Source organism: Spirosoma knui, from assembly GCF_054780635.1.
Map to the genome: position 1 here is coordinate 75,032 of NZ_BAAGVY010000017.1, position 25,911 is coordinate 100,942.

Below are 25,911 nucleotides of genomic sequence, written 5' to 3' on the forward strand. Positions count from 1 at the left end.
TAGCTTAACCTTTATCAATATTGGAATTATTTAATTTTTATCAAAAAAATACTATCCTAATAAATCTCTGAACTGTGTATCGGCCCACATAGCATGTAACTTTGGCGTTCGTTATCTTGGATTCATTCCTTCTGTTTTATGTCCACCGATTCACCCGTAATTATCGTTGGGGCCGGTATGGCCGGCCTGACTTGTGCTGTATATTTAAAGCAAGCCGGTATCAACGCGCTGGTTCTCGAAGCCAGCGATGGTGTAGGAGGACGGGTTCGAACGGATACTGTCGACGGCTTTCGGCTTGATCGGGGTTTTCAGATTCTGCTGACGGCGTATCCCGAAGCGCAGCGACTGTTAAACTATGCTGCGCTCGATTTGCGGGCATTTCGATCGGGCGCGCTCATCCGCGACCATCGATCAGACAGCTCGGCGCCGTGGATGACGTTGCTGAATCCGGTTCAGGAACCCAGCGCTGTCTTCCAAACACTCACCTCACCCGTTGGAACGCTGGGCGATAAACTACGTATCGTTACGTTGCTACGCCGAACGCAGCAGGTATCTCTCGACGAATTGTTTCAGCAAACGCCAACCACTACGCTCGCCTTCCTGCACGAAATCGGCTTTTCGGAACGGATGATTGAGCAGTTTTTCCGCCCTTTTTTCGGGGGTGTTTTTCTGGAAGATGCGCTCAGTACGTCGAGTAATTTCTTCGAGTTTTGCTTTCGGATGTTTTTCATCGGCGATGCGGCCGTACCGGCTTCTGGTATGTCGGCCATTCCGGCTCAACTGGCCAGCCGACTTGATCCAAACCAGATTCGCTTAAATTCAGTGGTTAAGCGAATCGATGGTAATCGGGTTGAACTCGACACGGGCGAAACATTCACCGGGCGCGCGGTGGTGTTAGCAGTCGATGCGGCACAGGCGGCTCGGCTGACCGGTGCTCCGGCCCCCGCCCTGCCCGCCTTCAACCACACCACCTGTACGTATTTTGCGGCCCCCACTGGCATTCCCCTGCCGGCTTCCCAGCAACGACTGCTCATGCTGAATCCGCAGCGGAGTTCAGCAGTGCACAACCTGGCCATTATGAACGACGTAGCGCCCGAATACGCAGCAGTGAACACGCTCGCTTCGGCCCCACAATCGCTGGTTTCGGTCAGCACACAAGGGCTGGAAACGGTAGATGAAGATGCCCTGACGGAGCGGATTCAGCGCGAGTTGACCGGTTGGTTTGGCGAGGACGTAAAACAGTGGCGGCACCTCCGAACGTATCATCTGCCGCAGGCGCTTCCCGCCTACGGCCCTAATGCCGTTCACCAGCCGCTGAAACGTTCCGAGAACCTATATCAGTGTGGCGATCAAACGGCTTACCCATCGCTCAATGCGGCTATGAAAACGGGCCGCGAAGTAGCCGAATTAATCCGGCAGCAACTAGCGGTTTAGCCACAACTCAGACACAAAAGCCCGTTGATTTTACGTTAAATTTGTTTGTTGACTAACCCACATCAACGTATGAAAGCAGCTATTGACGTAGCCATTATCGGAGCTGGCTTCGCCGGACTTGGGGCAGCCGTTCGGCTGAAACAGCAGGGCAAGGTTTCGTTTGTCGTGTTTGAGCGCGCCAGTGAAGTCGGTGGCACTTGGCGCGACAACGTGTATCCAGGCTGCGCCTGCGATGTGCCGTCGCATTTGTATTCGCTTTCGTTCGCGCAAAATCCAACCTGGTCGCGAACGTACTCGGCCCAGCCCGAGATTTTAGCTTACCTCAGAAATGTTGTCGATACGTATGCGCTGAAGCCGCATATCCGCTACAATACTGAAATCATCCGTACGGAATTTTCAGAGGTTGGTGGATACTGGACGCTTACCGATCGCACGGGCAACCAACTGACGGCCCGCGTCGTTATTGGCGCTATAGGCCCGCTCAACCGCCCGAGTATCCCTACCTTCAACGGGCTTGATTCCTTCTCGGGTCGCCAGTTTCACTCCGCCAACTGGGATCATAGCTATGACTTAGCCAACAAGCACGTCGCGGTGATCGGCACGGGGGCCAGTGCCATCCAGATCATCCCGCAGATTGCGCCGAAAGTGGCCCGACTCACGGTGTACCAACGTACCGCCCCCTACGTAACGCCCCGGCTCGACCGGGCAGTATCGCCGGTTGAACAACGCCTGTTTCAACGGATTCCGCTCGCTCAGAAATTGTATCGCTCGTTTATCTACTGGGGAAACGAACTCCGTGGTCTGTCGTTTTTGGGCAATGAAACGTTCAGTAAGGTAGGGACTAAACTGGCCCTCAAACACCTGGAGCGGTCGATCAGCGATCCCGAACTCCGTCGGAAAGCAACACCGAATTATAAGTTAGGCTGCAAACGAGTCTTAGTTTCAGATGATTACTACCCAGCCTTGACCCGCCCCAATGTCGAGCTGGTAACGGAACCCATTGCCACCGTAGGGCCTACCTCGATCACCACCAACGACGGGACCGAGCGCCCGGCCGATGTTATCATTTTTAGCACGGGTTTTGTGGCTGCGGACATCATCTGCGATCTGCACATCATCGGCCGCAACGGGCGAAATCTCTTCGATGAGTGGCAGAAAACGGGAGCACAAGCGCATTACGGCCTGACGGTTTCGGGCTATCCGAACCTGCTGTTTCTGGTTGGTCCGAATACAGGGTTAGGGCACAATTCTATCGTGCACATGATCGAATCGCAGGTTAATTATGTGCTCGATTATTTACGACTACTGAATAAGGCTGGAGAGGGCGCATTTCTAGATGTCAGACCCGAAGCCCAGGAAAGCTACAATAAAACCATCCAGCAAAAGCTGACGAGTACCGTATGGGCATCGGGCTGCCAGAGCTGGTACCTGAACGCCCAGGGTAAAAACACGACGATCTGGCCCGCCCTCACAGTTACCTACCGCAACGTCACGCGCCGGGTTAATCCAGCCGATTACGAGATTGTCCGATCCGTAAATCGAGAGCCATCTTTAGCGCATACATGAGCTATTACAAATGTGCTCTTTACGTTTCTTTCTATTAAAAATTCTAGGAGTTGAACAAGGTCATAATCAGCTTCTCACTTTATAAAGAGTTGGCGAAAAATAGACGCTATCCGATCTTTTCTGAGTTAAGACCACGAAGTACAGCGTATCCCCGTTAAACTTGCACTTCGTAAATTGTTACTCGTTTGCGTTTCTTTCTGCGTTACGTCCTACCGTTTCTGATTGCCCTGCCGATCGGTTTTCTACTGCTCTATCCGCAGGTGTTCCGGTGCATGCGTATTAGCCAGTCACCGGATTTTACGTCATTAAAGCCGCTGCATAACGTGTACGTCAACCATAACGCAACGTCCCGTCAGCGGCAACAACTGCGCAACCACATCGTAACCGCCCAAAACCGGATTCAACGCTTTTGGGGGGACCGGCGCGGGCAGGCCATCCTGATCTATTGCCCGCATCAGGACGAGTACGAACAGTATTGCATAGGTGGAGAAGGCGCGGGCTGTAGCGTGGGGACACCCTGGGGCGCGTCTTACCTCGTACTGGGGCCCGACGGGAACAATGCCGATGTAATTGCTCATGAGTTATGCCATGATGAGTTGTTTAGTCGGTTAGGCTGGTGGCGTGTCAAACGGGAAATTCCCGTCTGGTTCAACGAAGGGCTGGCCCTGATGCTGGATTATCGGTTCACCAAGCCGTTGGTCGAGCAATCAGATACTGCTTCACAGCCGGATTCGGTATTCACTGAAGAGGCAGATCTGGTTCCGTTTACAAACCAACCGATGCTAAAACTAGCGGAGTTGGAAACCACGCGCGATTTCTTCGGGGGCAATTATGACCAGGTTATGCTGGCCTATCAAACAGCCGCCGATGAGGTGTCGCGCTGGCTGGCCGTCGTCGGCTGGCCAAGTGTTTCGGTATTAACGAACGCAATTGCCAATGGCGACGACTTCGCAGATATTTACCTACGCCTGGAACGAGCCAAACGAAATCAACGACACCGCCCCTGATAAAACGGCGCAATTACATGGTCTTTTGTACCGGCAACGTAGTAAGAGACAAAGTGTCAAAAGGCACTTTTTACCTATTGGTTTCCTTGCTTATTTGAAGTGACTTTACAAATCCTCAAAACACTTCGGGCGAACCGGTTTGGTTCGCCCGAAGGAGGTCGGTTGATGGAAAATGGTGTGCAGGATAGCCGCTTAAACCATTTGTTAAAGGATAGAATTGGAAAGCCAACGTTCTCTTCCATGCTACTGCAAACCACTACAGCAGGAAGATACGATCACTCGCATTAGGCTTTCCAAATGTCACTCCTTTTCGACTAAAGCCGCTTTCGGATTTGAGTCAAATTCTATCAAATTCAGGACACCCTCTAAAAAACGGCACAAAAGGGCTTAAATCGGCAGTTTCAGCCCTTTTTCAGATATTCGGTAGGCGTTACATGATGGAATTTTTTAAAAGCGCTGGTAAAGTGAGCGTGTGTTTTAAAGCCCACGAGATCTGCTGTCTCGCCTGAATTTTTGCCGGACCGAAGCAATTCGGCAGCCTTCCGAAGTCTGTAATTTCGGATAAGGTGAGCAGGCGTGAGATCGGTCACGCTTTCCAGTTTCCGATAAAACGTCTTACGACCCATGGCAACTCCCTTCGCTAACTCATTAATACCGAATTTCGGATTGCCCAAGTTAGCCTCAATCAATTGGTAAAGTTGATGAATGAATGCAGGCTGCCCGGCATCAGCAGACATCGGCGCGTCTGGATCCTCAATCTGCTTTCTGTACTTCTCTCGTAGTTTCTGCTGGTAGCTAATCAGGTTACGGATCCGCAGCCGTAACTCTTCGGGCTGAAACGGTTTAGTCAGATACTCATCTGCCCCCTGCTGTAATCCTTCGATTCGGCTATCCTGAGCCGCTCTGGCCGTAAGCAACACTACGGCAATGTGGTTGGTAGCTAGGTCATTTTTGATAAGCTGCGTTAACTCATAGCCATCCATTTGGGGCATCATCACATCCGAAATCACGACGTCAGGCAGTTCGTCCTGCGTCCGCTTCCAGCCTTCTTTGCCGTTTGCCGCCATCAATACGCGATATGCCCCAGATAACTCATCAGCAATGAACTCGCGCAGTTCCTGATTATCCTCTACAACCAGCACAAGCGGAAGTGTCGACGTATCCGTCTCCTCCTCTTCCCCTTCCGGTACTACGTTGGCCTCGTCTTCCTGGCTAACAGCGGCATGAAGGATATAAGGAGCAATCACCGGCTGGCCCACCTCCGGTACGTCGACTTCCCCGGTAACAGGTTGCACCGGCAACCGGACTGTAAACGTAGTGCCCGATCCCAGTTGGCTGCTTACCTCGATTGTGCCTCCCATCAGTTCGGTGAGTTCTTTGACTAGCGCCAGTCCGATACCCGTTCCTTCGTAAGCACGGGTCTGCGAGGTATCGACCTGATAAAATCGGTCATAGATATGATCAAGCCGATCAGCAGGAATGCCAATGCCCGTGTCGGCAACCGTAATCTGCATCCTGGGGAGATCATCGGAACCGTCAGCCGAATCAAAGGCAACCGATACGGTTACCTGTCCACCCGACTTGGTGAACTTTACCGCGTTTGACAATAGATTGACGAATATTTTATTCCACTTATCGTCGTCGAACAAGTATTCCCGATCATCAACATTGGCGACGTAAAGCAACTGAATTTCTTTCTGTTCGGCGTTATGCCGGAACGATTCCACCAGTTGACGGATATAGTCGGCAATGTTACCCCGCTTCAGCAAAACCGGCATGCTGTCGGCTTCGAGCTTCGACATATCCAGCAGTTGATTCACTAGACCAAGTAACTGCTCTGCGTTACGTTTTACGTTGGTCAATTTGGAGCGGGTTTCCGGGCCGAGGGCAGGTGTCTGTAAAAGTGATTCAACCGGCGATATGATGAGGGTTAACGGCGTGCGGAATTCGTGGGTTATATTCGAGAAAAAACGGCCTTTCAACTCATTGACGGCCTCGAGCTGTTCAGCTTTACGCTGATTAAAAGCCAGTTCTTCTCGCTGCCTGATTCGATTGGTATATATACGCAGCCCACCCACTACAGCCCCAATAAGCGCAATACCATACAGTACGTATGCCCACCAGGTAGCCCACCAGGGAGGCATAATCGTGATTTGCAGCGAGGTCCCTTCCTCGTTCCAGATGCCATCACTGTTTGAGGCTTTTACCCGAAACGTGTAGTGACCCGGCGGCAGACTCGTGTAGTTGACAAAGCGCCGATTTCCGTTCTGCACCCACCCTTTGTCGATACCCGTTAATTGGTATTTGTACTGACTTTTTTCGGGCAGCACATAAGTCAAGGCTACAAACTCGAACGACAGGAAGTTTTCGTCGTGGTTCAGCGTAATCGGCTCCCCGGTCAGCGGCTGGCTTTTATCCAGCACTTTAAACCCGGTAATGTGCACCGGAAACGGGCGGGTATCATCGCGGATACTATCCGGATTGAAGTGAACCAAGCCGTTCAGGTTACCGAAGTAAAGCCGGTTGTTCTGTCGGATGACGGCATTTTCCAAAAAATCGTTACTCGGCAATCCATCGTTAATGGTGTAATTTCGAACGCTTTGCGTACGTGGATCGAAGCGGCAGAGTCCTTTGCTGGTGCTTAACCATAAGTTGCCAGACGGATCATTAATGATACCAACCACGCGGTTACTCGGCAAACCCGCCTGCATTGTGAAATTGGTAAACAGTCCCATTTTGGGGTCGAGCCGGTTAAGCCCCCCCTGATTGGTGCCTATCCAGATAATGCCCTGCGGGTCCTCATAAAACGCCAGCACTTCGTTGCTATTCAGCTTCCCTAGCTGGGAAGAGGGTGTATAATGGACAAACTGCCCCGTTTTAGGAGTCAACCGGCTAATGCCCTTACCGTTCACCGCCACCCAGACATCGCCGGTTCGACTGGCCAGAATCGCGTAAACAAACTTATCGGGCAGACCTTTCTCGTTGTCCGGATCGTATTTATAGTACGTGTATTGTTGGGTTCCGGGGTCGAAGGAGCCGATTCCGCCTTCTCCGCCGATCCAGATGGTTCCCGTTGGGCCACGCGAGATAAACTGAGTAGGCACTTCCGACGGGTAGCCTTTAAATTTGTTTGTCGATTTATCGTAGTAATACAGCCCATTCCAGGTCCCTAACCAAACCCCGTCCTTATCGGCCAGCATGGACGTAGTGTAGTTTTCGTGCGGACCAACTCCACCCAGCGCTGACGGAGGAACCAGGCTGACGGTACGGTTCAGATCGACCTGAAATACGTTACGTTGGTTACTGAGCCACAGCCGATTGTCAGTATCGATCAGAACAACGTCGGCCTTATTCTCGATCAGATTTGCCGTACCCGCGCTGGGCTTAATCTGGAACGTAGCGAACGGTTTGGTGGGCATTGCCAGCCGGTCGATTCCGTTGTTAGTGCCTACCCACAACCGGCCAGACCGGTCGTGATAAGCAGCCTGGGCATTGGTGCTGCTGAGGCCTTTGGGTCTGTTCGGATCGGGCCGGTAGGTTACAATCCGCTGACCGTCGGCATCGAACCGTTGAAGGCCCTCGGTAGTGGCGACCCACAAAAACCCCTGTGTATCCTGATGCAGGGCGTTGAGATACACAAACGGATTGACCTGCCCTTCGGGCCGAAACGGCACCGGGCGTATGTGCCGACTGTTGAGATTAATCTGAAAAATACCATCACCAGCCGTACCTAACCAAAGTGTATTACGCTTATCCAGGTGAAATGAGTTAAAAACGGGCTGGGCACCTGTAGGCGCTGGCGCCGATACAAGCGAAAAGTGGCCGTTCTTTTTGTCGAAGCTATACAGGCCATGATACGTACCCACCCAGAATCGCCCCTGTCGATCAATGAAAATCGATTTGATGGGTGTTTCTTCTGCTGGAGATTGATAGAGTTGGAAATGATGCCGCTCCGGATCGTAACGGGCTATGCCATCATAGGCGCTGATCCACAGGATACCGTCTCCATCTTCGCAGACCGACAACTGATTGTTCCAGCGATTCGCGTTTTCGGTCTGAATCGGGTGGGGCGTTACCTGCCCCGTTCGTTTGTCGATTTCGTGCAGCCCTCCCCCTTCAGTAACGACCCACAGGCTGGCTGGTCGCCGGCGGCCTTCGCACATGCCCGCTATACGGTTGTTGCGGAAGCTATGATTAGGCTGGGCGGGATCGGGCTGAAAGGCCGTAAATACGTATCCATCGTACTTGTTGAGCCCGTCGTTGGTGCCGAACCATAAAAATCCCTCCCGATCCTGAAGGATGCAGTTTACCGAGTTGTGCGACAGCCCATCTTTTACGGACAAGTGTTCAAACTGCGAATTGATTGACTGGCTCCACAACGGGTTGGCTCCTACTGTCAGGACCAGCAGCACGATGCCTCGAATCAACAGCTGCGGCCCCGGCTGACAACCGAAAGTCTTAGCCCTTATTGATCTGAAGACGTAATCGAATGCAGAACAAATGGTAAATGTTCGGTCAGTCATGCAAAGGAGTAGTGGCCACCTGACGTACGGCTTATAGGATTCGCTTCCAGCTGGATTGCTACGTAGCAAAACCGGCTGGGGCAACCGTGAAATTACAAGTTTTTCTTGGTACAGTAAAATAACTAACTCACAAACTCACGACCGTTTCGTTGGGTACGCCCTTCGTCAATTCGCTTGGCAGATGCGCCATGATCTCGTGCTTAAGCGCATTTATCAGCTTGCGTTTCAGGAAACTACGGTGCATGACCAGACTAACCTCCCGCACTGGCTGCGGAGCTTCGAAGGTCCGAAGCCGCGCCCGACGGGTCTCATCCATGTCCAGTGTAGCCAGGTAAGGAAGTAACGTAAAGCCATCCTGCTTGTTAATCAGCTTGATGAGGGTTTCGAGCGAACCGGTTTCGTAGCGAAGCGCCGTTCCGCCATTGGCCTGCCGGTCGGCTCCGCAGATGTTCATGACCTGATTACGGAAGCAATGGCCTTCGGTCAGCAGCCAGAGCCCATCCGTTTGTAGGTCGGCCGAGGCAATGACCTGTTTCTGGAACAACGGATGCGAATCAGCGGCATACACCACAAATGGCTCACGAAACAACGGAATCTCCGTGATTCCATTCTCGGCAAGTGGAGTGACTACGAGCCCTACGTCGATCAGCCCTTTCTTTAGCCGCTCAACGATCTGCTCGGTCACCAGTTCCTGAATCTGAACCGATACAGACGGGTATTTGCCCACGAATTCACCGATGAAGTAAGGCAACAGATACGGAGCCAGCGTCGGGATAATGCCAATGCGGAGTTCACCCCGAAAATCATCTTTCGATTCACTGACAATCTCCGGGATACGTCGGGCCGCTCTGAGTACGTCGCGGGCCTGCGCCAGAATGGCCTGCCCGGTTTCGGTGGGCACTACCGGCTGTTTCGAGCGATCGAACAACAAAACGCCTAGCTCATCTTCCAGCTTCTGAATCTGCATACTGAGCGTTGGCTGCGTAACGTGGCAGTTTTCAGCAGCAGTAGCAAAGTGGCGATACGTATCAACGGCAACAATGTAATCGAGTTGGGAGAGTGTCATAGCGAGCGTAGAGCACCGGACAGAGCAGGTTAAACTGGGCAGCGGTCCATCCGATAAACAAAAGCAATACAAATCTAAATCGTATCAAACTAAACTCCCCGATATGGGTTCTAATTTTGTCTAGCAACACCCATTTGTTATGAAAACATTGCCTCTTTTTCTGCTTCTGGTAGCCGTCAGCGTATCCATGGCGTTTTCCCAGCCGAAAAAAACCGCGCCCCCCTCGGTGCCAAGCTCCGAGCTGGCTAGTTCGGACCCGCGCGCGGTGCAGATTGCCGACGAAGTAATGAACGCTATGGGTGGCCGGAAAGCCTGGGAAAATACTCACCTGATCGCCTGGACGTTTGCCGGTATGCGAAAGTTTGTGTGGGATAAATGGACGGGCAACGTACGGATTGATAACCTGCATGATGACCAGACGGTACTGCTCAACGTCAACAACGAGCAGGGACGGGTTTTTCGCAAGGGGGAAGAGATGACCAATCCTGACTCGGTTGCCCGATATGTGAAGCAGGGCAAAACCGCCTGGCTGAACGAGTCCTATTGGCTGGTTATGCCGTTTAAGTTCAAAGACCCCGGCGTTACGCTCAAATATCTAGGCGAGGAAGCCACCAAAGACGGGAAACGGGCTGATGTGATTCAACTGACGTTCAAAGGAGTTGGTGCAGCCCCCGATAACAAATACAAAGTTTGGGTTGATAAGCACCAGCACCTGGTCAGTCAGTGGGCGCAGTTCGCGAACCATACCGATGAACAACCTGTATTTACATTACCCTGGAGTGGTTACCAGAAGCACGGCAGTATCTTACTGGCGGGCGAACGGGGCGACCGCGACTTGACCGATATTATGGTGTTCAGCGGCCTGCCCGGCGAAGTGTTCAGTGATTTTACCCGAACGGACCTTAGTCGGTATCAATAAACAATTCCGACGACCAGCTTAAGCCTTATTTACTTAATTTCGGGCACTATACGGACTCCTTTGTTCAACAAACTAACTTTTTAAAATCACTGTTTCCCCTGTATGGAAGCATCTGTTATACCGTCACCTGTATCTATCACCAAGCCGCTTGGCAAAACGGGTGTTCTGCTCGTAAATCTTGGCACCCCCGATAGTCCCGCTGTTCCGGACGTTCGCAAATACCTCCGTGAATTTCTGATGGACGGTCGGGTCATTGATATCCCGTTCATTCCGCGCTTCCTGCTTGTGAATGGTATTATTGCGCCTTTTCGAGCGCCCAAATCTGCCAAAGTATACAAACAGCTCTGGGCCGAAACGGGCTCTCCGTTAAAGTACTACGGCGAGGTTGTCGAACGTGAGTTGCAGCAGTCGCTGGGTGAGAAATATATTGTTAAAATGGCCATGCGTTATCAAAGCCCGAGCATTCAGGCTGGGTTAGCGGAGTTTCAGCAACTTGGCCTCACCGACATTGTGGTCGTTCCATTTTTTCCGCAGTATGCGTCAGCCTCAACAGGTTCGGTATACGAGAAGGTGATGGACATTGTCAAAGATTGGCAGGTGATCCCACAAATTCGGTTTGTTAATCGCTTCCTCGACCATCCAAAATTCATCGAAGGTTTTGCACAACTAGGCCGCAAATACATGGCCCAGCATAACTACGACCACTTTCTGTTTAGTTACCACGGCTTGCCCGAAAGCCAGATACGAAAAGGCGATGTAACCAAGAGCGTGTGTAAGTTTGGCGAATGCTGTGGCTCATTAAACGCTATGAATCAGCATTGCTACCGGGCGCAGTGTTTCGAAACAACGCGCCGGTTGGTGAGCGCCCTGGGCATTCCGGAAGGCAAGTACACCACCAGCTTCCAATCTCGCTTAGGTAGTGATCCCTGGATCAAACCATACACCGACAACGTCATTCCTGAACTGGTGGCCAAGGGAGCCAAGAGTGTGCTGGCATTCTCGCCCGCCTTTGTAGCCGATTGCCTCGAAACAACGATTGAAGTAGGCGAAGAATACAAAGAGCTTTTCGAGAAAGCTGGCGGTCAGCACTGGCAATTGGTGGAGAGCCTTAACGACAGCCCGATCTGGATTGAAACTCTGGTTGATCTCGTAAAAACCGCATAAACAAAAATCCCCGTACTGGTCAGTACGGGGATTTTTGTTTATACAAGTGTCGTCCAAACCGCTTGGGGTTATCTGACGATAAGCCGTCGTTTACAGCAACGTAATCAGGCCTTTAATTACCGATGCCAGCCGGATCGCATCGAAGATGCGGGGTTCGCTGGAACCATGTTTCAAGACGCTTTCTTCGTGCGACCGTACGCATAGTTCGCAGCCGTTGACGGCGGAAACGGCTAAGCTTACCAGCTCAAAAAACTCTTTGCCCAGCACCGGATTCATCATGATGCTCATGCGAATACCTGGTTGAGTCTGCTGGTAATAGTCTTTGCCTACAAAGTGGCGGAAGCGGTAAAATACGTTGTTCGTGTTCAGCAGCGACGTGCAGGCAATGATTTCAGCAACCTCGGCATCCTTAGCGCCTTCCTGCTTTGCCATGGCTGTAAGAGCGTCAATCAACGGCTGATACTTCTCGTTAACAGCCACCGACAAGGCCAGTAAAGTCGTTTCTTTTTTGGTTAGCGTCTGGCTGCTGTTGAGCACATTACCCACATTGATCTTCAGGTCGCGCAGGTAACGGCTATCCGTTTGCGCTAAAGCTTCCAGCACCGGACGTTCGGTCGACGTATCGAGTCCGACCAGGTTCAGCAGCGATACAACCGTTTCGTTTTGTGTCGTTGTCATGATAAGTTGTGAATGCGTAAATGAGCGATTGAGTGAATAAGTTGTTGCGTCAGCTTTATTCACTCAATCGCTCATTCACAAATCGCCATTGATTAAGCAGTCAGCGTAGCTTCTCCTTTTACCCAGTTGCAAGGGCAAAGTTCGTCGGTTTGTAGGGCGTCGAGTACGCGAATTACTTCGTTTACGTTCCGGCCAACATTCAGATCGTTAACGTTAACCCAACGAACGATGCCTTGTGGATCAACGATATACGTAACACGGTACGCCACCTTTTCGTTAGCTTCCAGGATGCCCAGCTCTTCGGCCAGCGACTTTGATGTATCGGCCAGCATCGGAAACTTCAGGCCACGCAGGTCATCATGATTCTTACGCCACGCCAGGTGAACGAACTCGCTGTCGGTCGAGGCACCGATCACCATCGTATCGCGATCCTGAAAGTCTTCAAACTTTTTGTTGAACTCAGCGATTTCGGTTGGGCACACAAACGTAAAATCTTTCGGCCACCAGAACATCACCAGCCACTGACCAGCGTTCCGGTGATCTTCCGACGAGATCTCGTAAAATTCGTTATCCTTATCCAGCGAAACGACCGCCAGTTTTTTGAAGTCTGGGAATTGAGAACCAACAGAGATAATTTGATTTTTCATAGTTTTAATTGGAGTTGTATTCAGGACAAATATGAATTGAGTGCAAATAAGAGACAAATTCTTTTCGTACAACATGATTTTTATCAATCATTGATAGAAAGAATTGATTTGATTTTAGCCATAAACCAACCATTCAGCTGATTAGAGCCTGTGAATCCATTACAAACGAGCAAACAACTCCACAAGAAAAAATACAATTCTTAAGCTTTTGCCTAATTATGATTTTACCAGCTTAGGCAAAAAAAAGACCAGCTGCTTAGCTGGTCAAGGTAAAATCTTTCAAAGGCCGTATTAAGCGGCCATTCGCATTCCCGGCTCGCCTTCATCCTGCCGTATCATTGGCAGAGTAACGGTGTTCATCCGATCACGAACGAAGCTCTCCTGAAGGTAAGAAGGTAGCTTAGCTACTAACTGGCGGTAGGCTTCAGTGCCCAACGCTTTGGCAATGTAGGCTTCGTGTACCGCGTTGATATGCGCCACAATGTTAACCAGACTCTGGTGAAAGAGCTTTACGTCAATCTCCGAGTCAACAAAGCGCTCAATCTCCCGATTGGTTGACGAGATACGCAGGCGGCTCAGCATATCGAAGTAGGTCGTGTAGCCAATCTGCTTAGCCAATTGCTTATACTGCTCAACGCTGAACTTCTGCAGGATCTCACCCGTCTTCGGGCTACGTAACGCCGTCTTCGGATTGTTCTGAATCGCGTTACGTAACGCCTTTACCCGCTGGTCGCGCGTCGTTTTCAGGAACTGCGCCAGTTCGGCCTGCGCTGACCCTGCTCGCGACGGCAACAACAGATCAGCCTTGCCAGCTACGCTGAAGCGCTTGGCCATCGGCAGCCGCTGAATGCGGTAGCTATTGATCGGCCCAAGGGCGTAGTAGCCAATGGAAGCCGGGTAATAGCCGCGCACAACCATGTTGCCAATCCGCTTACGAATCAGCTCTTCGTTGCTCACGTTAACGCCTTGCACGGCCAGGAACGCCCGGGCGCTAAACAAGGCGCTGTAATACGCCTGCGGGAATGTCCAGTGTAACGAACTCTGCAAATACTGCTCATCGTTGACGACGGGCGTAATGCGAAGCGCGTACTCGGCACTCCAGCTATTTAACAGTAACTTTTCCAGCGCCTTACGACTCTCGGCAGTCGCCAACCCATGAAACTGTTGGAATATGGGAAACTTGGCAACATCGAACAGGTCATTCTGATGCTGGATATGGTAATCCATCGCAAAAAAATGGTTCAGAAACACCTGCGCCGGAATTGACTTTCGCCAGTTCTCATCGACCGGCAAACTGCCTGCAGGAGCCGGTACAAACGGGGTCTGAGCGTCCGGGGAATGCATCGTCACGTTGGTTCTCTGTGTCATATATTAGTAACGAATAAACCTTGTTCATCGTTCGATTTTATGCCATTATTTTAACGAGATAACTAGCCTATTAATCAGTCAATTATAAGCAATTTTACACGCCATTTCCCTTCCCTAAAATTGCCCTTCGCTATAGGTCAGCTAATAAGAGGCAAAGCGCTGTTTTTACGCATTTAAACGTACTTTTGCGCTCCGTTTTTACGTTGCCTTTACACATGAAGTGGATAAAAGTTATAGTCACCGTTGGATACCTTTCGTTAAGCAATCACGTCCATCTGCCCGCCTGGGGCCAGGCTCAGCGCCGTACTACACCCGTTGACGGAACTGCCCTGGTAGAAGGACGGGTTTTAGACGCCCAAAGTCGTCAGCCCATCATCGGAGCCACCATCAGTGCCCGTAGTAAGGAAGGGACCATGCGCGCTCAGCAAGTGGTAACCGTCGATGGCTCCTATCAGCTCGTCCTTGATCCAAAGCAGACGTATGTCGTCACCACCAAGGCGGATGGGTATGAGTCGCTGGAAGAGCCTCTTACGTTTACCGTGTCGAAAGTAGACCGTCTGACCCGGCGGCCGACTCATTTGTATCGCGTCGGCACCAAACCGCCGGGGTCCGCGAGCGCTGCCCAGGGCACGATTGCAGCGAGCAGCACACCGTCCCCTAGCGTAGCAGCATCGGGCGGTCGTCCGGCAGCTGGCGATGCACCAGCTACGACCAGTACACGCGTAACACCGCCTAAAACCCTCGACGCTAAAGTTACCTACACGCCACCGCTGGTCGTGGCTCCTACTGGCAAAGCCACGCAACTTCGGGCGGTTCAGTTTGTGCAGAGTAAAGCCGAGCTCCTGCCTGATGCGCAACCCGCCCTGGAGCAACTGCTCGACTTCATGAACAGCCACCCAACTGCTGAGATTGAATTGGCTGGCCACACCGATAACCAGGGTAACTTTGATGAGAACGTAAAACTATCGAAGCAGCGCGTCGACCTGGTGAAAGACTATCTGGTCAAGAACGGTATTGCGGCTGGCCGCATCAGTACGCGTGGCTACGGCCCAACGCGCCCCATTGCCAGTAATAATTCCGAAGCGACCCGCCAGCTTAACCGACGGGTGGAGATGACCGTATTGAAGCAATAATGTTTATCAGTATCGCTTAACAATACAAACACGATTGGGTTTAAAGGGTAACAATCCTGACGGATTGCAACCACTCAACGTATTTGTTATATGAAGAAGAAACCTGAGCTAAACGATACTTCTCCCGGCCTAGATCATGATCAGCCCCGCTTTCTGGAAGACGATACTGACTCAGCAGGCCACATACTCGACGAGAATACCACCCTCGATGTTATAGTCAGCCCACTGGGTTACGTCACAGAGTTGTCGGACACGGTCGATTCGATGGATGGCGCAACCACCGAAGTCATTGATATTGTTAATAAAGCCGATGGTACGGATATTGAACTAACTCGTATTGAAGAACCCACCGATCAGCCCGGTGTCGATAGCGTGGATCGGTTTGTCGAAATAAAAGGTATTGGCCCTAGGGTTGCCGAATTGCTGATACAGGCGGGCATTAAGCAGTTTTCACAATTAGCCGAAACGCCCATTGAGCGTATTCGGGAAATATTATCGGCTGCCGGCGCGCACTACCGTATCTATGACCCTACGAACTGGCCTGCACAAGCCAAGGAACTGGCCGATAGCAAGTTCAATGATCTCAGTATTCTGCTGGCCACTCAACAAGCTGGCAAAGCGTAATTGTAAGCAGCAAGTGTAGCCCAAAGCAGTTCATATACTTTAGGCTACACTTGCTTTCTTCCTAGATATAGCCCACCAATCACCAGCCCAGTACCCACAACGGTGTAGATAGTAATGGGCTCACCCATCAGTAAATACGAGTACACAAACCCGAAGATGGGACACAGAAATAGCCAGAGTGACGCGCGCACTGCATCCTGTCGGACGAGATAAAACCAGAGTTGCAAAGCCGCAACCGAGACAGGAAGTATCAGCCAGAAAACCGACAACCAGAATCGTTCGTCATACTGCGACGCGTTGAAATCGGCGAAGGCAAGCGTAAACGGCAGCAGCAATATTCCACCAATCAGCACCTGCCACCCATTAATAACCAGATTCGGCAATCTCCAATTGATACGGGCGTAATAAACCGTTGCTGCCGACACCGACACCATGCCACCTAATAGTATGAGCAAACCCTCAACGGTAGCGTAGCTGTTTTGGAGCAGTGGATACGTAGCAATTGCTACGCCAGCCAGTCCCAGCAGCAGCCCACCGCTTTCGTTCCAGCGCGGAAGCCGTCGCAGCCAAACGGCCGATAACAATGCAATAAATAACGGATTCGTCGCCGTTGATAAACTACCTATACCTGCCGATACTTGCTTAAGTGCCAGCACAAACGCCCCTAGATAAATGGTTGTGTTGAGCAAAGCAAAAATGGTTAGCTGCCGCCACTCAATGCCAGTTGGCCACGTAGATTGAGCGTCAGATACGCTGTTTCGCTGAACGCCATACGCAACCAACAGCATGCCGATTCCGGCAATGAAAAACCGAACATTGGCTAAAATGAGCGGATGCACCGATTGCACCCCAAACTTAGTAGCTACTGAAGCCGATGCCCAAAGTGCAGCAAAAAGAAGACCGGGAAGAAGTTGACGCACAATTAAAACTTTCGTATCCGCACTTTTTTAGCGGTAGTTACAGTAAACGAATCAATCAGTTTATCGCCATACTCTCGTATGACTTTAGGAGTAGGCCGACCTTTCTCTTTTGCGGTTGCTTTTAGGTAGTCTATAAAAGATGTGTCCTTTCTGGAAATTTAACCTCCCGAAATCACCATCACTAGTTAACAAAACAGTAGCTGACGAAACGGACATTTCTAGTACCATTTCGTCAGCTACGCCACTTTGCGTTTTCTGAATTAAAGTTACGTCGTAGTCATAATAAATCTTGCCGCTCAACGTCAACTGCAAATATATTTTTAAAACCCGATCTTCCCCTTCCGGCTATCGCGCTTTTGGCCAGCGGCCCAGTCGCGCATTTCTGCCAGTTCTTTCTCGAATCCGCCCGACAGGATCGGGAAGCGGCACCAGGTACGCGGATCAAGGTTGTGGTCATCGAGCATAAACGAGGGCGCATACCGTTCGCGCTTCCACTGGTTGCGGCTCCAGAGCTTAAAAAAGCGTTCTACCCAGATCAACAGTTTTTCGCGCTCATGCACAGTAGCGTAGCGAACTCCTATGAGTTTTAGCACCTCAACCGGAGCCTGTTTGTCGCGGATGGCCGCTTCTTCAATCGAGTTCAGTACGTCGTACGGCATCAGATCGTCTTCGTCGGTCTGTTTTTTGTCCAGCGGACGAAGTTCGGCGGTAGGTTGCAAGTTGTTAACCGCCCGCAACCCTTTCACTTTAATCAGTTCATCGGGCGCTACCGAAGCGGTAGTGGCCAGGCTGGTACGGTCAGTGGGTTCGGGGGCGTTCTTGATGTTCAGACCAACCGTCTCTAGCCAGCGCAGCCAACCGCGCAGAAAATGCTTGTCAATCCCGGTAATAGGCGAAATACTACCGGCCGTATCGCCGTCCATGGTTGCGTAGCCAACGGCGGCTTCGGAGCGGTTCGACGTACTAAGCAGCAACGCATTGTTGATATTAGCGATCATCCAGATGCTCGGGGCCCGCACCCGCGCCTGAATGTTTTGCAGCGCCAGATCGTCGGTATCCCACGATAATTTCCGGCCTAGCTGACCTTCAATCAACCCGCGATACGTATCGACCAGGCCATTGATGTTGATATTGAGAAAGGTAGCGCCAATATCGTCGGACAGTTCTTTGGCCGAGTTGAACGTATCGTCGGACGAGTTTTCGGTTCCCTGGTACATGACCGTCAGCAGTTTGCCGACCATTTCCTCCGACGTATTACAATCCTGGAGCGCTTTGATGTAGCTGAGCTTTTTCTTGACACCATCGATTCCGATGTTTTCTACGGCCATCCGAATCATCAGGAAGACGGTAGCCGCGATGGCCGACGAGTCAGCGCCACCACTCAACGACAAGACGTATCCCTGCGAACGACTCTTGCGTAGGTAATCGAACAGGCCCAGCGCTACCGCCCGGGCAAACTCTTCCTCCTTCAGGTAACCACCCCGCTCCCAGGCTTCAAGTTCCGCCTTCTGAATAACGGGCGTTACATCGGGCCACTCGAATCGATCAACCACTCGAAGATTTGGGTAACTCAACGCCAGATTCCCCCGGTTTTGAACCTGATTCAGGCGGGTGTTATCGACGTCGATCACCGCCGGTACGATCACGAAATCCTCGTAACTAAGCCGGTTTCCCGACACAAGTAGCTCGCCGTTCATGGCAACCATTGCGTCACCGTCGAAGATCGTGCGACCGGCTTCATTACCCAGCATGTTGGTGTAGATATACGATACGCCAAATGCTCGCGATGCATCGACAACCAGCCGTTCGCGCACCTGCGACTTAAGAAATGCGAAATGACTCGCGCTGGGGTTCATGATAATATCGATGCCCCGTTCGTAGAGCGCCCGACCGGGCCGATTGGCAATCCAGGCATCTTCACAGATTTCGAAACCAATGCGGATGCCTGACAGATCGAACACCAGGTCGCCAAATGGATACGTGAACTCACCAATGTGCACCTCATCCCGCAGCCCTTGTACCCAGGGCTGGAACCACCGAAGTTCGTAATATATGCTGTTGTTAGGCAGGTACTGTTTTCCAACAAACCCCAGAATTCGTTTATTCGCAATCAGGCAAACCGTGTTGATCGTCCGGTTATTATGCCGCATAGGCAAGCCTACTGATACCGCAATATCGTTGGTGTACGAAACGATATCCAGCAATGAGGCAATGGACTGATCAATTGTGTTCTGCGCGTAAAACGCATCTTCGCAGCCATAGCCCGAGATGCACAGTTCGGGCAGACACAGCAGACTGACCTGCTGATTTTTGGCGGCTTCAATCGCGTTGATAATATTTTGCTTGTTGCTTTCCCAGGCAAGCGGGGTTTGATTCAGGACACCAGCGGCTACTTTGATGAGTTTCATCTACAATGGGTGAATGAGCGAATGAGTGAATACCAGTCGGTTCGGCATCACCCAACATAGTATCACTCTCCTGACCTCAGGTTGTTTTATGGAATAACAAAGATGGGGAGGAAATAGATTTGTCGCTTATTTCCTCCTTCGATTGAGAAAGGCCTATATGGCGAATTGTTCTTTCTCAATTCCACTAATTACGAATCCCTCTCTCATCTATTACGCATGATTAGCAGTACATTGTTGTTCTACCCTACTTTGTTACCTAACCAAATGTTAAACGGACTTTCTAGCAATTACTACATCTGAAAATTTATTGCCTGCCGTTTACTTTTGTATGTACTTAACCCGTGAACGCTAAACGAATGGATACACGACGCGAGTTTTTGAAGAAAGCGGCCTTACTGGCCGGTAGTGCGGGACTCCTTGAAGGGCTACCGGCTTCCATTCAGAAAGCGATGGCGATTGCTCCGGCACCGGGCAGTACGTATCTCGACGCGGAACATGTCGTGATTCTGATGCAGGAAAACCGCTCGTTTGATCACTGCTACGGTACGTTGCGGGGTGTTCGCGGGTTCAACGATCCACGGGCCATTACGTTACCCAATAAGAATCCGGTTTGGCTGCAAACAAATGCGAAAGGGGAAACCTACGCGCCATTCCGGCTGAATCTGCGTGATACGAAAGCTACCTGGATGAGTTCGCTGCCCCACTCGTGGACTAATCAGGTCGACGCCCGCAATGAGGGAAAATACGACCGCTGGCTGGATGTGAAACCCTCGGGGCACGAAGAGTACGCGCACATGCCACTCACGCTGGGCTACTACGACCGGGCCGATATTCCATTCTATTACGCGCTGGCCGATGCCTTTACGATATGCGACCAGAACTTTTGCTCGTCGTTGACGGGTACTACACCTAACCGGCTTTATCTTTGGAGCGGCACTATTCGGGAGGATGCGAATGCACACGCCCGCGTTCGTAACGAAGAACTGGACTACGATAGACCCGCCAGCTGGACCACCTTTCCGGAGCGCCTGGAAGACAATGGCATCTCGTGGCGCGTCTACCAGAACGAAATCAACCTCTCAAGTGGCCTTTCGGGTTCAGAAGAGGCCTGGCTGGCTAACTTCAGCGACAATCCCCTGGAATGGTTTTCGCAGTATAATGTAAGGTTTTCGGCCAGTCATCAGCGTTATCGGGCGGAGCGTCTGCCCGCTTTACCCGGCGAAATCAGCGCGTTGGAACAGCAAATCACGACCGTATCGGACATGACCAAACACGGAAATGCCTTGCGCAAAACGCTTCAACAGAAGAAAGCGCTTTTGGCTTTTCTTACGGACGAGGGTGACCAATGGCACGCGGAGAATTTCGAGAAATTATCTGCCCGCGAGCAAGCCCTCCACCGCAAAGCGTTTACCACCAATGTCAACGATCCCCACCACCGTCAGCTAACCAGTTTGACGTATCAGGATGGAGACGTAAGCCGCCAGCTCTCTGTTCCGAAAGGCGATGTATTGCACCAGTTCCGGACCGATGTACAAACGGGCCATTTGCCTACTGTGTCGTGGATTGTAGCTCCGGAAAATTTTTCGGACCATCCGGGTGCTCCCTGGTACGGTGCCTGGTACTTGTCGGAGATACTGGACATCCTGACGCAAAACCCGGAGGTCTGGAAGAAAACAATCTTTATTCTGGCCTACGACGAAAACGACGGCTATTTTGACCACGTACCGCCTTTTGTTCCGCCCCATCCTACCCAACCCGAAACAGGCAAAACTTCTGCGGGCGTTGACACCAGCGCTGAGCACGTAAGCCTGGAGCAGGAACTCAGCCGGTCGGCCAAGCAGCCAGCTAAAGAGGCCCGGGCCAGTGCTATTGGGTTGGGGTATCGCGTTCCGCTGGTGATTGCGTCTCCCTGGAGCCGGGGTGGCTACGTTTGTTCGGAGGTGTTCGACCATACGTCCATTTTACAGTTTCTAGAGGGCTTCCTGAGCAAGAAAACAGGTAAACCGATTCGCGAAACAAACATTAGCTCATGGCGTCGGACCGTCTGCGGAGACCTGACATCGGTGTTCAGACCGTACACGGGTGAGTCGATTGAGCTGCCCACCTTCGTTGCCCGAGACCCATTTATCGAAAGCGTTCACAAGGCTAAGTTCAAAGACGTACCCAGTAATTTCAAGCCGCTTAGCCAGACAGAAATCGCACAGATTAACAAACAGACTAGCGCGTCTTCGTTGCTGGTTCAGCAGGAAAAGGGCATTCGACCGGCTTGTGCTCTCCCCTATCAGTTAGCCGTCGACGGTCAATTACGCGGGGATCAGTTTAGCATCACCTTTGCAGCTAAGGCTGATCGGTTTGGTAAGACTGCGGCTGGTGCCCCGTTTATGGTGTACGACATGAGCGATCACTCGGTTCGGAACTATGCCGTATCACCTGGCGATCAATTGACTGACACCTGGAAGGTTGCCTCCGGAGCTGACTACCACTTTCGGGTCTATGGGCCAAACGGATTCTTCAGAGAATTTATAGGGCGAGGAGCCGGTGCCCCTGTTACGGTTCTTTGCGATGATCAGGTTGCCCGGAATGGCTCATCACCCGAGTTAGTCATCCGCTTAGCCAATTTGCACAAACAGAACGTAACGGTTGAGGTCGTTACTAATGCGTACAAGTATCAGGTGCAACGTCAGGTACTTCGTGCAAGTGGCCTAAAATCAGATCAAGTTATATTCACGCTTCCTCTTACTGACAGTCATGGTTGGTATGACCTCAGCGTTCGCATAGCCGATAATCCCTCATTCGAGCAACGGTATGCGGGACGTATCGAAACAGGTGCAAGCTCGTTTAGCGATCCGCTCATGGGTAAGGTCTGACAATTAAGATTAGAAAATCTCACCTGGTTTATTTAGTTACAGACCTTGTTTTTGCTTGAAAGAGATAGTTGTGTTAACTGATTGGATTCTTCTGAAAGTACGTCACCGTGATGGAGTAGAAATAACGGGCGTCCTCCAGTAGTTTACGCGCTTGCTCCTCAGTGATGTACGTATCCATGTCGTAGTCAGCGGATTGGCGTGCTTCAAGACTTCGTTCCAGAATAGCACCAGCTTCCCTTTCAAATTTACCTGTTTTGACAAATAATTCGTGAAACTTTACCCTTGCCCCTTCGTGCTTTTTTGTCGTGATGCCTTCGGTCAGTAGTAAGGCGCAAATGCAATAAAAAACGGCGTAGTAAGCCCGGTTCGCCAATGCAAGAACATGCTCATTTGCTAACAATACGTTGGCAGCATCCAACGCGTCATGAGCGTGGTTAAGGTAACTGTTAACGGCTTCTTTCATACGAAAACGCCCTCCTGGCGAGCGTTTTGATAAACCGGCATGAACGATGAAAAGAATCTCGTTGCAGCAACCGGCAGAACCGACACAGCTTTACCATAAGTGTGAATAAACTCCATTGTCAGATCACTCAACGCAAATACCTCGGCAATTGTATCGACCTTTTCGTCGTTCAGCACCATCATCAGGTCGATATCAGATTCGTCATCGTGGTCTCCCCTGGCGTACGACCCGTAGAGCACTACGTCGCGTAACCGCTTTCCATAGCGGGCTTGTAACGCCGATTTGAACTCGCGCACAATGGGTTCAATAGCAGGGTTAATCATAGCTTCGTTTTTCGTAAAACTACAAATTTACCTGCTAGGTTGTGGGTGCCATTTCCGGAACCGGGTTCGCTGCCCGAAACCTTCTCCTGAAGTACACAAACGAGCCAATTACCAGTAGTCCGTAGACAACCGACAGAATGTAAGCCCCGTAGATAAAGAACTGGTGAAAGCTGATACCGCCTTGGCCAAAGTTCTTGTAGAGCAACACGCCCACACTACCCAGATATCCGTACCAGTCAGCCAGCGTCACCATGAAACCAACGGTGCTGACGTACCGGAACGATGCTACCAGCCGCTCGAAATACAGGCCATTACAGGGTACATACCCCATGTACAGGCCCAAGCCGGTCAGCAGAAACCAGGTACCGGGCGAAAGCATACCGGCAGTATACGCCCAGGTACTCATGCCCACTACGGCCCCACCAACCAGCATGATGGCATTCAGGAGCGCGAACGCACGAAAATTATCGGTCACGCGCTGGAGCAAAGCCATCATAATCAGGACACCCACCGCAACCAGTGTTTCGGTCTGAGCAAAAATGCCTGCGTTTTCAACACCTGCATCACGTAGGATTTCGGGGCCGAAATTGTCGCGAAAATCGCGGAAGGCGGTCAGCAGAACGTAGGATATAATTAATAATACCAACCCTGGTCTGAAGCTGTTTACGAATGCCCGGCGCTCCGACTGGTTCATGGGTTTCCGTTCGGTACGTAGTTCGCGGTCGGCGGCAGTGGGCGGAGGTAGTAAGGTAAGCGCGTAAATTGAGGCTAACATCGGCACAACAAACAGTGTTCCCGTCACAAAAGGCAACCAGAATTCCGACACGCCCCAACTGCTTTTGATGGTTAGCGCCACCGTTTTGACAAAGCCCGATGCAAAAATGAACGAGGCCGTTAAGCCCGCGACCAGCGCATCCGTTTGTCGGCGCCCTTCCAGAAAGCCCAGCATAATGCCGTAGACCATTCCCAGTGGTAAGCCATTCAGAAACAAGAATATGATGTTGTAAGGAGCGGGCACAAGTGCAAAGCCCAGGAGAGCCAGCATGGCAAAACCGACAAACAGCAGAATATTCAACGCTCGGCGACCGGGTGACATCTCCGATACGAACTTGATTCCGAGTCCTTTTGAAGCCGCGTAGCCAAGCACCTGTGCAGTCACGAGCCAGGTCTTATAGCCAATTCCGGCAAAGGCCATACCCTCAAAGGTAACGGCAGTGATGCCTTTACGAAAAGCATACATGCAGGCATACGTACAAAAGGCAGCCGTTGCACCAAAGAGCATGAAGGCTGTAGGGTTTCGGAGAAAACGCATATACCGCAATATACTGTAAAATCATGCTTCCCTGCTTATCCCTGCCCTTGTTCAGCTAAAGAACTTTCTGGTATTACCCTCAGTCCAGTGTCTGTTTTACGTACTATCCGATACTGGTGACTTTATCCGAGCAAAACGTTGGCATAGTATGATTCAGGGACGGTCAGATCAAAAAATCGCTTTTTGTAACTACCTTCCGCTGTCAACCCGAAAACCCTTGTACTATGAACTTGATCGCTACGATTCTAATCGGCGTAGTTGCCCTCGAGCACCTTTATATCCTCTGGTTCGAAATGTTCGCCTGGGAAACAAAGGGAAAAGAGATTTTCAAAGACGCTCTGCCAGCCGAACTGTTCAAACCGACCAAAGGCTTAGCGGCCAATCAGGGACTTTATAATGGTTTCCTCGCGGCCGGCCTCATCTGGACGTTCTTCATCTCTGATCCCGCCTGGAAAGCCTACATCGCCATTTTCTTTCTTACGTGCGTAATGGTTGCGGGGATATACGGCGCTCTGACCGCTAGTCGACGTATCTTTTTCGTTCAGGCGCTACCCGCTATTCTTGCACTTATTGCCGTACACATCCGATAAGGGGTTTACCTTACTTATACATCAACAATGCTTGCGGCTTGTAAGGGTAAAACGTACCACCAGCGTTTTGCTGACGCTAGGCCCCGGCACGCGTCAGCCTTTTATTCAGGATGCGCATAAGTTGGGATTACGACGGTCATCCGTCGGCTACGACAACCGGCTTTGCAGATGGCTATAGCACTTTTCCAGATAGTGACTTGGATCAGGCAGGACCATACCCGTTTCTTTCGCTTGCTCATCCCAGCCACGAACCTGCAAAATCTGCCGGAAATAGGGATTTTTCTCAAAGGCTACGATCTCATCCGGTGCCATCGGCCCTCCCTGAAACTCCAATGTTTTCACACTAGCCTCCGACAACCGAGCGAAGTACTCCGGGTTTTTCGCCACCAGATACCGCTTCGCGTTAACATGATGCTCAATCAACTGGGCTACTTTTTCCGAAAAGCCTCGTTCGCGTAGGTAGTCTGCCCCTAATCGTTCATGATCAACGGTACCGTAGCCATCCATATATCCGCCCGCGAGTTCGGGCGGCAGCAAGTGGCCAATATCATGCAGGAACGCAGCAATGATTGTTTCTTCGTCAGCACCAGCACGTTCAGCCAGGCCACCACATTGTAAGGCGTGTTCGAGCTGCGTTACTGGCTCACCGTAGTAAGCATCGTTACCACCCGCTTCGAAGAGCATAGCTATACCAGAAATCGTTTGTTCAATCATAATTAAAGAGTGAATGAGCGAAAGCGTAATGAGTGAAATTGGGGCGCAACAGAGTATCGTCGCCGAAGTGAGCTAGCACTCATTCGCTCCGCTTCGGCCTTTAGATTTAGGCCGTTGTACGATTCTAAGATGCGTCGTGTAACTTAGAGATACTCACAGAATGTGAGCGACCAACCCCGGCAGGA

At 51.2% G+C, this 25,911-nt stretch carries 20 protein-coding genes; 9 read left to right on the plus strand and 11 right to left on the minus strand.

Annotation, left to right across the window (positions count from 1 at the left end; all coding sequences use genetic code 11):
- Window positions 1-138: 138 nt before the first annotated feature.
- From ACYVIY_RS25930 to ACYVIY_RS25940, 3 genes are all read left to right on the plus strand, one after another.
- Window positions 139-1,434 carry an NAD(P)/FAD-dependent oxidoreductase gene (locus ACYVIY_RS25930; protein WP_460979460.1) on the plus strand — a complete coding sequence of 432 codons (1,296 nt, stop codon included), beginning with the start codon at window positions 139-141 and terminating at the stop codon, window positions 1,432-1,434.
- Between the two features lie 69 nt (window positions 1,435-1,503).
- Window positions 1,504-3,000 (plus strand): flavin-containing monooxygenase, encoded by a 1,497-nt coding sequence (locus ACYVIY_RS25935; protein ID WP_460979461.1) that lies wholly within the window; start codon window positions 1,504-1,506, stop codon window positions 2,998-3,000.
- A gap of 185 nt (window positions 3,001-3,185) precedes the next feature.
- Complete coding sequence (locus ACYVIY_RS25940; RefSeq protein ID WP_460979462.1) at window positions 3,186-4,007, plus strand: hypothetical protein; 822 nt, start codon at window positions 3,186-3,188, stop codon at window positions 4,005-4,007.
- Window positions 4,008-4,408: 401 nt separating this feature from the next.
- Here the strand turns inward: ACYVIY_RS25940 and ACYVIY_RS25945 are convergent, their stop codons facing one another.
- Window positions 4,409-8,434, minus strand: a complete 4,026-nt coding sequence (locus ACYVIY_RS25945) for a hybrid sensor histidine kinase/response regulator transcription factor (RefSeq protein WP_460979464.1) — start codon at window positions 8,432-8,434, stop codon at window positions 4,409-4,411.
- A 223-nt stretch (window positions 8,435-8,657) separates the two neighbouring features.
- Window positions 8,658-9,596, minus strand: coding sequence for a LysR substrate-binding domain-containing protein (locus ACYVIY_RS25950; protein ID WP_460979465.1), 939 nt, complete (start codon window positions 9,594-9,596; stop codon window positions 8,658-8,660).
- A 139-nt stretch (window positions 9,597-9,735) separates the two neighbouring features.
- Here ACYVIY_RS25950 and ACYVIY_RS25955 point away from each other — a divergent pair, with 139 nt between their 5' ends.
- The gene (locus tag ACYVIY_RS25955) at window positions 9,736-10,515 is read left to right on the plus strand and encodes a hypothetical protein (RefSeq protein WP_460979466.1); all 780 of its coding nucleotides are present in this window, start codon (window positions 9,736-9,738) and stop codon (window positions 10,513-10,515) included.
- 102 nt (window positions 10,516-10,617) lie between these two features.
- Entirely contained in the window at window positions 10,618-11,679 is a 1,062-nt protein-coding gene (gene hemH / locus ACYVIY_RS25960; protein WP_460979468.1) for a ferrochelatase, read from the plus strand.
- A 90-nt stretch (window positions 11,680-11,769) separates the two neighbouring features.
- On the opposite strand, the gene ACYVIY_RS25965 is transcribed toward hemH, so the two are convergent.
- From ACYVIY_RS25965 to ACYVIY_RS25975, 3 genes are all read right to left on the minus strand, one after another.
- Window positions 11,770-12,357 carry a carboxymuconolactone decarboxylase family protein gene (locus ACYVIY_RS25965; RefSeq protein ID WP_460979469.1) on the minus strand — a complete coding sequence of 196 codons (588 nt, stop codon included), beginning with the start codon at window positions 12,355-12,357 and terminating at the stop codon, window positions 11,770-11,772.
- Between the two features lie 92 nt (window positions 12,358-12,449).
- Entirely contained in the window at window positions 12,450-13,004 is a 555-nt protein-coding gene (locus ACYVIY_RS25970) for a peroxiredoxin (RefSeq protein ID WP_460979470.1), read from the minus strand.
- Between the two features lie 291 nt (window positions 13,005-13,295).
- Window positions 13,296-14,372: a hypothetical protein gene (locus ACYVIY_RS25975; protein WP_460979471.1), complete on the minus strand. Its 1,077-nt coding sequence runs from the start codon at window positions 14,370-14,372 to the stop codon at window positions 13,296-13,298.
- A 215-nt stretch (window positions 14,373-14,587) separates the two neighbouring features.
- On the opposite strand from ACYVIY_RS25975, the gene ACYVIY_RS25980 reads away from it, so the two are divergent.
- On the plus strand, window positions 14,588-15,505 hold the full coding sequence (locus ACYVIY_RS25980; RefSeq protein ID WP_460979472.1) for an OmpA family protein: 918 nt from the start codon (window positions 14,588-14,590) through the stop codon (window positions 15,503-15,505).
- Window positions 15,506-15,595: 90 nt separating this feature from the next.
- Window positions 15,596-16,129, plus strand: a complete 534-nt coding sequence (locus tag ACYVIY_RS25985; RefSeq protein WP_460979473.1) for a hypothetical protein — start codon at window positions 15,596-15,598, stop codon at window positions 16,127-16,129.
- 44 nt (window positions 16,130-16,173) lie between these two features.
- On the opposite strand, the gene ACYVIY_RS25990 is transcribed toward ACYVIY_RS25985, so the two are convergent.
- Complete coding sequence (locus ACYVIY_RS25990) at window positions 16,174-17,049, minus strand: DMT family transporter (protein WP_460979474.1); 876 nt, start codon at window positions 17,047-17,049, stop codon at window positions 16,174-16,176.
- 320 nt (window positions 17,050-17,369) lie between these two features.
- Entirely contained in the window at window positions 17,370-19,457 is a 2,088-nt protein-coding gene (gene nadE / locus ACYVIY_RS25995) for an NAD(+) synthase (RefSeq protein ID WP_460979476.1), read from the minus strand.
- Window positions 19,458-19,813: 356 nt separating this feature from the next.
- On the opposite strand from nadE, the gene ACYVIY_RS26000 reads away from it, so the two are divergent.
- Window positions 19,814-22,324: a phosphocholine-specific phospholipase C gene (locus ACYVIY_RS26000; RefSeq protein WP_460979478.1), complete on the plus strand. Its 2,511-nt coding sequence runs from the start codon at window positions 19,814-19,816 to the stop codon at window positions 22,322-22,324.
- Between the two features lie 73 nt (window positions 22,325-22,397).
- Here ACYVIY_RS26000 and ACYVIY_RS26005 read toward each other — a convergent pair whose 3' ends face one another.
- The 3 genes from ACYVIY_RS26005 to ACYVIY_RS26015 are packed head-to-tail and all read right to left on the minus strand — an operon-like array spanning window position 22,398 to window position 24,422.
- Window positions 22,398-22,787, minus strand: a complete 390-nt coding sequence (locus ACYVIY_RS26005) for a HEPN domain-containing protein (protein WP_460979480.1) — start codon at window positions 22,785-22,787, stop codon at window positions 22,398-22,400.
- Entirely contained in the window at window positions 22,784-23,110 is a 327-nt protein-coding gene (locus ACYVIY_RS26010) for a nucleotidyltransferase domain-containing protein (protein ID WP_460979481.1), read from the minus strand. The genes ACYVIY_RS26005 and ACYVIY_RS26010 overlap by 4 nt, the downstream gene beginning before the upstream one ends.
- Before the next feature lie 34 nt (window positions 23,111-23,144).
- Window positions 23,145-24,422, minus strand: coding sequence for a DUF5690 family protein (locus ACYVIY_RS26015; protein ID WP_460979482.1), 1,278 nt, complete (start codon window positions 24,420-24,422; stop codon window positions 23,145-23,147).
- 224 nt (window positions 24,423-24,646) lie between these two features.
- Between ACYVIY_RS26015 and ACYVIY_RS26020 the strand changes: the two genes are divergently transcribed.
- The gene (locus tag ACYVIY_RS26020) at window positions 24,647-25,012 is read left to right on the plus strand and encodes a DUF1304 domain-containing protein (RefSeq protein WP_460979483.1); all 366 of its coding nucleotides are present in this window, start codon (window positions 24,647-24,649) and stop codon (window positions 25,010-25,012) included.
- Window positions 25,013-25,159: 147 nt separating this feature from the next.
- Here the strand turns inward: ACYVIY_RS26020 and ACYVIY_RS26025 are convergent, their stop codons facing one another.
- Entirely contained in the window at window positions 25,160-25,726 is a 567-nt protein-coding gene (locus tag ACYVIY_RS26025; RefSeq protein ID WP_460979484.1) for an HD domain-containing protein, read from the minus strand.
- Window positions 25,727-25,911: the final 185 nt, after the last annotated feature.

Excerpts from the sequence above, each read along its gene's own strand:
- ACYVIY_RS25930 (WP_460979460.1), top strand. The coding sequence starts at position 139 with ATGTCCACCGATTCACCCGTAATTATCGTTGGGGCCGGTATGGCCGGC.
- ACYVIY_RS25935 (WP_460979461.1), top strand. The coding sequence starts at position 1,504 with ATGAAAGCAGCTATTGACGTAGCCATTATCGGAGCTGGCTTCGCCGGA.
- ACYVIY_RS25950 (WP_460979465.1), bottom strand. The coding sequence starts at position 9,596 with ATGACACTCTCCCAACTCGATTACATTGTTGCCGTTGATACGTATCGC.
- ACYVIY_RS25955 (WP_460979466.1), top strand. The coding sequence starts at position 9,736 with ATGAAAACATTGCCTCTTTTTCTGCTTCTGGTAGCCGTCAGCGTATCC.
- hemH (WP_460979468.1), top strand. The coding sequence starts at position 10,618 with ATGGAAGCATCTGTTATACCGTCACCTGTATCTATCACCAAGCCGCTT.
- ACYVIY_RS25965 (WP_460979469.1), bottom strand. The coding sequence starts at position 12,357 with ATGACAACGACACAAAACGAAACGGTTGTATCGCTGCTGAACCTGGTC.
- ACYVIY_RS25970 (WP_460979470.1), bottom strand. The coding sequence starts at position 13,004 with ATGAAAAATCAAATTATCTCTGTTGGTTCTCAATTCCCAGACTTCAAA.
- ACYVIY_RS25975 (WP_460979471.1), bottom strand. The coding sequence starts at position 14,372 with ATGACACAGAGAACCAACGTGACGATGCATTCCCCGGACGCTCAGACC.
- ACYVIY_RS25980 (WP_460979472.1), top strand. The coding sequence starts at position 14,588 with ATGAAGTGGATAAAAGTTATAGTCACCGTTGGATACCTTTCGTTAAGC.
- ACYVIY_RS25985 (WP_460979473.1), top strand. The coding sequence starts at position 15,596 with ATGAAGAAGAAACCTGAGCTAAACGATACTTCTCCCGGCCTAGATCAT.
- nadE (WP_460979476.1), bottom strand. The coding sequence starts at position 19,457 with ATGAAACTCATCAAAGTAGCCGCTGGTGTCCTGAATCAAACCCCGCTT.
- ACYVIY_RS26000 (WP_460979478.1), top strand. The coding sequence starts at position 19,814 with ATGGATACACGACGCGAGTTTTTGAAGAAAGCGGCCTTACTGGCCGGT.
- ACYVIY_RS26005 (WP_460979480.1), bottom strand. The coding sequence starts at position 22,787 with ATGAAAGAAGCCGTTAACAGTTACCTTAACCACGCTCATGACGCGTTG.
- ACYVIY_RS26010 (WP_460979481.1), bottom strand. The coding sequence starts at position 23,110 with ATGATTAACCCTGCTATTGAACCCATTGTGCGCGAGTTCAAATCGGCG.
- ACYVIY_RS26015 (WP_460979482.1), bottom strand. The coding sequence starts at position 24,422 with ATGCGTTTTCTCCGAAACCCTACAGCCTTCATGCTCTTTGGTGCAACG.
- ACYVIY_RS26020 (WP_460979483.1), top strand. The coding sequence starts at position 24,647 with ATGAACTTGATCGCTACGATTCTAATCGGCGTAGTTGCCCTCGAGCAC.
- ACYVIY_RS26025 (WP_460979484.1), bottom strand. The coding sequence starts at position 25,726 with ATGATTGAACAAACGATTTCTGGTATAGCTATGCTCTTCGAAGCGGGT.